The organism is Streptomyces sp. (assembly GCF_036566765.1).
In the GTDB taxonomy this organism is placed as follows: domain Bacteria; phylum Actinomycetota; class Actinomycetes; order Streptomycetales; family Streptomycetaceae; genus Streptomyces.
Map to the genome: position 1 here is coordinate 1 of NZ_DATCVQ010000754.1, position 5,961 is coordinate 5,961.

Below are 5,961 nucleotides of genomic sequence, written 5' to 3' on the forward strand. Positions count from 1 at the left end.
GTCTCCCCCACGAAGTCCTTGTTGGACAGCGACACCAGAACCGGCCACCCCGTCTCCGTCATCTCCCCGAGCCGCCGCGTCGCCTCCAGGCTGTGCCGGGTGTTCTTCCCGAAGTCGTGACCGGGGTCGATCATGATCCCGTCGCGCCGCACGCCGAGCTCGACCGCCCGCTCCGCGAGCCCGACCGTCACCCGCAGGATGTCGGCCATGACGTCCTCGTACTCGACGCGATGCGGCCGGGTGCGCGGCTCCGCGCCGCCGGCGTGCGTGCAGACCAGCCCCGCGCCGTACCGCGCGGCGACCTCCGCCAGCTTCGGGTCGACGCCGCCCCACGCGTCGTTCAGGACGTCCGCGCCGGCCTCGCAGACCGCCGCGCCGACGTCGTGCCGCCAGGTGTCGACGCTGATGACGACGTCGGGGTGGCGCCGGCGCACCTCGGCGACGAAGCCGACCGTGCGGCGGGCCTCCTCCTCGGCGCTCACCTCCTCGCCCGGGCCGGCCTTGACTCCGCCGATGTCGATGATCGCGGCGCCCTCGGTCACGGCCTGCTCGACCCGGGCGAGGGCGGGCTCGTCGCGGAAGGTCGCGCCCTGGTCGTAGAAGGAATCCGGGGTCCGGTTGACGATCGCCATGATCACCGGTTCGTGCGGCCCGAATTCACGCCGTCCCAAGCGCAGCATCCCTTTTGTCCTCCCTCGCGTCCGTTCGCCTGCGACCTTAACTGTCGGTGCCGCATGGCACGATCGACACGGGATGAATTCCACGCAGGGGAGAGGCGCGCTGTGTTCTGGTTCTTGCTGATCGCGATGGTCGTGGTCGTCGCGGCGGTCACCCTGGCGGTGGTCGGCGGCGGCGACGGCGAGGTGCTGCCCGAGGCCGAGCCGGAGGGGCTGGTGGATCCGCTGCCAGCCGCGCGCCCGGTCGGCCGTGCGGACATCGAGGCGCTGCGGCTGCCGGTGGCGGCGCGCGGCTACCGGATGGCGGACGTTGACGACGTGCTGGCGCGGCTCGGCGCGGAGCTGGCCGAGCGGGACGCGCGGATCGCGGAGCTGGAGGCGGCCCTTGCGGGTGCGCAGGCGGCGGTGGCCCGGCCGGACCTGTTCAAGAAGCCCGGCGAGGAGGACGCGTCATGACCGACGGAACGGCGATCGCGGGGCCGGACGGCCGGCTGCGCTGCCCCTGGGGCCTGTCGGCCGAGGACTACGTCGCGTACCACGACGAGGAGTGGGGCAAGCCGGTCCACGGCGACGACGCGCTGTTCGAGCGGCTGTGCCTGGAGGCGTTCCAGTCCGGCCTGTCGTGGATCACGATCCTGCGGCGGCGCGAGGGCTTCCGTAAGGCCTTCGCGGGCTTCCGCATCGCCGAGGTGGCCCGGTTCACCGACGCGGACCGGGAGCGGCTGCTCGCGGACGAGGGGATCATCCGCAACCGGGCGAAGATCGACGCGACGATGGCGAACGGCCGGCTCCTTGCCGACTGGGCCCCCGGCGAGCTGGAGGAGCTGATCTGGTCCCACGCCCCGGACCCCGCCACCCGCCCGGCTCCCCGCACCCTGGCCGACGTCCCGGCGGTCACCGACGAGTCGCTCGCCCTCTCCAAGGCCCTCAAGAAGCGCGGCGTCCGCTTCGTCGGCCCCACCACCGCCTACGCCCTGATGCAGGCCTGCGGCCTGGTCAACGACCACCTGCACGACTGCGAGATGCGCTGACCGGAGACCAGAACGCCCACCCCGCTGGCGGGGTGGGCGTCGTGCCTGCTCAGCGACCCAGGTACTTCGGCTTCTCCTTGGCGATGAACGCCTGCACCGCGATCGTGTGGTCCTCCGAGGCGCCGGCCTTCGTCTGGAGTTCGTCCTCCTTCTCCAGGGCCTCGGCGAGGGAGTGGTCCGCGCCGTACGCCAGGGACTCCTTGAGGGCCGCGTAGGCCACCGTCGGGCCGTCGGCCAGGGCGCGGGCCACCGAGGCTGCCTCGGCGGCGAGGTCGGCCGCGGGCACGACGCGGTTGGCGATGCCCAGCTCGTACGCCTCCTGGGCCTTGATCGAGCGCGGGAAGAGCAGCAGGTCCGACGCCCGGCTCGCGCCGATCAGCCGCGGCAGCGTCCAGGACATGCCGGAGTCGGCCGTCAGCGCCACACCGGCGAACGACGTGTTGAACGCGGCCGTGTCCGCGACCACCCGGTAGTCCGCCGCCAGCGCGAAGCCGAAGCCCGCGCCCGCCGCGACGCCGTTCACGCCCGCGACCACGGGCTTCTGCATGCCGGTGAGCGCCTTGACGATCGGGTTGTAGTGGTCGCGGACCGTGTTCATCGTGTCCTGGGAGCCGGACTCCTTGTCCGCCAGGAGCAGGCCGACGTGCTCCTTGAGGTCCTGGCCTACGCAGAAGGCCTTGCCCGTGGCCGTCAGCAGCACCGCCCGTACGGCAGGGTCTGCCGCGGCCGCCTCCGCCGCGTCCCGGAGTGCGACCTTCGCCGCCACGTTCATCGCGTTCATGGCCTCGGGCCGGTTGAGCGTGATCGTGGCGAGCCCGTCGCTCACCTCGTACAGCACGGTGTCGGCCATGACAGATCCCTTCGCCCACTGATCGTTGATCCGTCCAGCATGGCGGAGTTCCCCGGGTCCGCACATGTGACCTGCGTCAAAGATTCTGAGGTCTCTTCCGGAGCCGCGGCGGCGAAGTATCGCAGGCCGATCGCCGAAATGGACGGTTTTGCGAGAGCGCGTTGCGCAAGCGATGCCATCCGATGTTGGTCATCGGGTCTGTCGATGCGGGATAATGACCTGGAAGCAATGTGTTCGATGCCGGTGACGCGTGCTCCCTACCGGGGCCGTCGGCTGACGATGAGCTGGTTTCAGGAAGGGGAACGAGCATGGCGGCCATGAAGCCGCGAACGGGTGACGGCCCGCTCGAGGTGACCAAGGAGGGGCGGGGCATCGTCATGCGCGTTCCGCTCGAAGGCGGCGGTCGGCTTGTCGTCGAGCTGACCCCGGACGAGGCCGACGCGCTCGGCGACGCACTGAAGAAGGTCGTCGGCTGACGCGACAGGCACCCACGTTTTCCCACTGCCCCGGTACGGTCTCCACCGCACCGGGGCAGTGGCGTCTCACGGCCGGGGGTGCAGTGGTCCCAGAGGTCGCCGGGGGCGCAGGGGTCCCAGAGGTCTGAGTGGGCCGAGTGGGCCCAGGCTCACGGACGCCGCGGCCTCGCGGTTACGGGCGGCGTACCGCGCACAGCAGGCCGTCGCCCACCGGCAGTAGCGAGGGCAGCATCTCCTGGCTCTCGCGTATCGCGCGCAGCAGCTCGCGGACGCGCAGCACCTCGGCCGGCTGGGCCGCCGAGTCCACCGTCCGGCCGTCCGCGAACATGCCCTCGAAGCAGACAAGCCCGCCCGGACGCAGCAGGCGCAACGATTCAGCGAGGTAGTCCAGGCACTCCAGCCGGTCGCCGTCGCAGAACACCAGGTCGTATCCGCCGTCCGCGAGCCGCGGCAGGACGTCCAGCGCGCGGCCGGGGATGAACCGCGCCCGGTTCCCGGCGAAGCCCGCCGCCCGGAAGGCCGTCTTCGCGAACTGCTGCCGCTCCGGCTCCAGGTCCACCGTGGTCAGGACGCCGTCCGGCCGCATCCCGTGCAGCAGGTAGATCCCCGACACGCCCGTCCCGGTACCGATCTCGGCCACCGCCTTCGCGTCCGCCGTGGCGGCCAGCAGCCGCAGCGCGGCGCCGGTGCCCGGCGACACCGAGGGCAGCCCTGCCTCCCGGGCCCGCTCACGGGCCCAGCGCAGCGCTTCGTCCTCGGCGACAAAGGCGTCGGCGAACGCCCAGCTCGTCTGCCGGTTGGCGGTAATGGCCCTCTCCTGTCCCCGTAGTTGGCGCAACGGTGACTGTATCCGCTGCGCCCGGGAACCCGCAGATGGGACCGGGCGTTGATAAGGGGCAGGGGAGAGAACGGGGGAAGCGGATGACGCGACACGCGGTGGCCCGCGAGCCGGTCCCAAATTCGCGTAAAGATTCTTATCCGGAGCTAACGGGCGAGGTGGCTATGGTAGGGGCTCCACTGGACACCACCAGAGCCGACAGGGGAGGTGCGGCTGCGCCTGTGGATCGGGGAGGAGTGCTTCGGCGTCTTCTCAGGTCGGCGGGTGAGCCGAAATCCGTGACCGACACCGCTGACCGTTTCCGCACCGCCGACTCCGCACCCACCACCGCGACCTTCGCCACGGACGCGGAATCGCAGGCGTGGACTCCGCCCACCTGGGAGGAGATCGTCAGCACTCACAGTGGCCGGGTCTACCGTCTCGCCTACCGCCTCACGGGCAACCAGCACGACGCGGAGGACCTCACGCAGGAGGTCTTCGTCCGGGTCTTCCGCTCGCTGTCGACCTACACGCCGGGCACCTTCGAGGGCTGGCTGCACCGCATCACCACCAACCTGTTCCTGGACATGGTCCGCCGCAAGCAGCGGATCCGGTTCGACGCGCTCGGCGACGACGCGGCGGAGCGGCTGCCCAGCCGCGAGCCGTCCCCGCAGCAGGCGTTCAACGACACCCACTTCGACGCGGACGTCCAGCAGGCCCTGGACACCCTCGCGCCCGAGTTCCGGGCCGCGGTCGTCCTCTGTGACATCGAGGGGCTCTCGTACGAGGAGATCGCCGCGACCCTCGGCGTGAAGCTCGGCACCGTCCGCAGCCGCATCCACCGCGGCCGGTCCCATCTGCGCAAGGCCCTGCAGCACCGCTCGCCCGAGGCCCGGGCGGAGCGTGCGTACGCGGCCGTCGGCTGGGAGGGCGGAACCGCGTGAGCAGCACCAGTCCGTCCGGTCCCACCCCCGTGGAGCACCACCTCGGGGACCGGCTCGCCGCGCTTGTCGACGGCGAGCTCGGTCATGACGCCCGCGAGCGGGTGCTCGCCCATCTCGCGACCTGTCCCAAGTGCAAGGCCGAGGCCGACGCCCAGCGCAGCCTCAAGAACGTGTTCGCGCAGGCCGCGCCGCCGCCGCCCTCCGAGGGGCTGCTCGCGCGCCTTCAAGGACTGCCCGGGGGACCGGGCGATCCGGGAGGTGACGGCGGGGGCCGTGGGCCCTTCGACGCAGTCGACGGGGTCTTCGGCGTGCGCGACGTCCGGTCGGACGGCTTCGCCACCGCCGCGGCCATCGATCCGCACTCCGGCTTCCGGATCCACGAGGTCGGTCGGCCCAGCCAGGACCGCTCCCCGTGGCGCGGCCGCCGGTTCGCCTTCGCGGCGGCCAGCGCGGTGTCCTTCGCGGCGATCGCCCTCGGCGGCGCGCTGCCGCTGGAGGCCGCGGTCGAGGCCAACGCGCGCGGCGAGGGTACGGGCGCCTCGGTGACCCCGCTCCGGGCGAACGCCCAGGGCACGGTCGGCGAAGGCGCGGTGGGCACCCCGACGAATCGCAGCGCCCGATCCGCGGAGCGGCCGACCCCGGCCATGCTCAACGCGGCCAGGCTGAACGCGGCCAGGACCGTCCAGCTCCAGGCCCCGGTCACCCCGCTGCTCGCGCTGTCCCCGCTGATACGGCCCACCGGGTCCGCGCTCCAGTCGGCGGCGTTCACCCCCGCCTTCCCCCCGACGCTGACCCCACAGCCGACCCTGCTGACCGCTCCGACCCAGCCGAGCGACCCGCTCCCGTCCCCGCGTTGACCGGGACCTGATTGAATCCTCGTCAGGGGTTCCCGCTGCGACGGGCGCGGACAGGACAGCTGTTACGGGGAGAGCATGGAAGACGGGAAGACCACCGGCCGGAAGCCGAAGTGGTGGAGCCGACCGGCGAGCACGCCCGAGCCGGGGGCCGGGCCGGACCCCGCGATACCGGAACCGGTGTCGGAGTCCGCGCCCGAGCCCGAGGCGCTCGGGACGGCGCCGGAGCCCGAGCGGGCCCCGGCGGCAGCCCCGGCCGACGCCGACGGCGACTTCACCCTGGCGGCCCCGGCCGCCGCCCCGGCCACGGAG

The 5,961-nt window shown here is 72.5% G+C and carries 8 protein-coding genes and 1 pseudogene; 6 read left to right on the plus strand and 3 right to left on the minus strand.

All coding sequences use genetic code 11. The annotated features are described in order from the left end of the window. Positions 1 to 680: dihydropteroate synthase (gene folP, locus VIU94_RS43640; RefSeq protein WP_331921115.1), on the minus strand; the 680-nt coding region annotated here is incomplete at its 3' end. Between the two features lie 102 nt (positions 681 to 782). On the opposite strand from folP, the gene VIU94_RS43645 reads away from it, so the two are divergent. Further along, a complete protein-coding gene (locus tag VIU94_RS43645) occupies positions 783 to 1,133 on the plus strand; it encodes a hypothetical protein (protein WP_331921117.1) in 351 nt (116 codons plus the stop codon). Next, complete coding sequence (locus VIU94_RS43650; protein ID WP_331921119.1) at positions 1,130 to 1,708, plus strand: DNA-3-methyladenine glycosylase I; 579 nt, start codon at positions 1,130 to 1,132, stop codon at positions 1,706 to 1,708. The genes VIU94_RS43645 and VIU94_RS43650 overlap by 4 nt, the downstream gene beginning before the upstream one ends. A gap of 49 nt (positions 1,709 to 1,757) precedes the next feature. Here VIU94_RS43650 and chcB read toward each other — a convergent pair whose 3' ends face one another. After that, on the minus strand, positions 1,758 to 2,558 hold the full coding sequence (gene chcB, locus VIU94_RS43655) for a 2-cyclohexenylcarbonyl CoA isomerase (RefSeq protein ID WP_331921121.1): 801 nt from the start codon (positions 2,556 to 2,558) through the stop codon (positions 1,758 to 1,760). Positions 2,559 to 2,866: 308 nt separating this feature from the next. On the opposite strand from chcB, the gene VIU94_RS43660 reads away from it, so the two are divergent. Further along, a complete protein-coding gene (locus VIU94_RS43660; RefSeq protein WP_003966491.1) occupies positions 2,867 to 3,034 on the plus strand; it encodes a DUF3117 domain-containing protein in 168 nt (55 codons plus the stop codon). Positions 3,035 to 3,206: 172 nt separating this feature from the next. Here VIU94_RS43660 and VIU94_RS43665 read toward each other — a convergent pair whose 3' ends face one another. Continuing rightward, complete coding sequence (locus tag VIU94_RS43665) at positions 3,207 to 3,872, minus strand: O-methyltransferase (protein ID WP_331921123.1); 666 nt, start codon at positions 3,870 to 3,872, stop codon at positions 3,207 to 3,209. Between the two features lie 164 nt (positions 3,873 to 4,036). On the opposite strand from VIU94_RS43665, the gene sigE reads away from it, so the two are divergent. The 3 genes and pseudogenes from sigE to VIU94_RS43680 all read left to right on the plus strand — a co-directional run. Next, entirely contained in the window at positions 4,037 to 4,795 is a 759-nt protein-coding gene (sigE, locus tag VIU94_RS43670; RefSeq protein WP_318103236.1) for an RNA polymerase sigma factor SigE, read from the plus strand. Then, the gene (locus tag VIU94_RS43675) at positions 4,792 to 5,652 is read left to right on the plus strand and encodes an anti-sigma factor family protein (protein WP_331921125.1); all 861 of its coding nucleotides are present in this window, start codon (positions 4,792 to 4,794) and stop codon (positions 5,650 to 5,652) included. Before sigE ends, VIU94_RS43675 begins: the two co-directional genes overlap by 4 nt. Before the next feature lie 75 nt (positions 5,653 to 5,727). After that, positions 5,728 to 5,961: pseudogene (locus VIU94_RS43680) on the plus strand (protease); the annotation flags it as partial.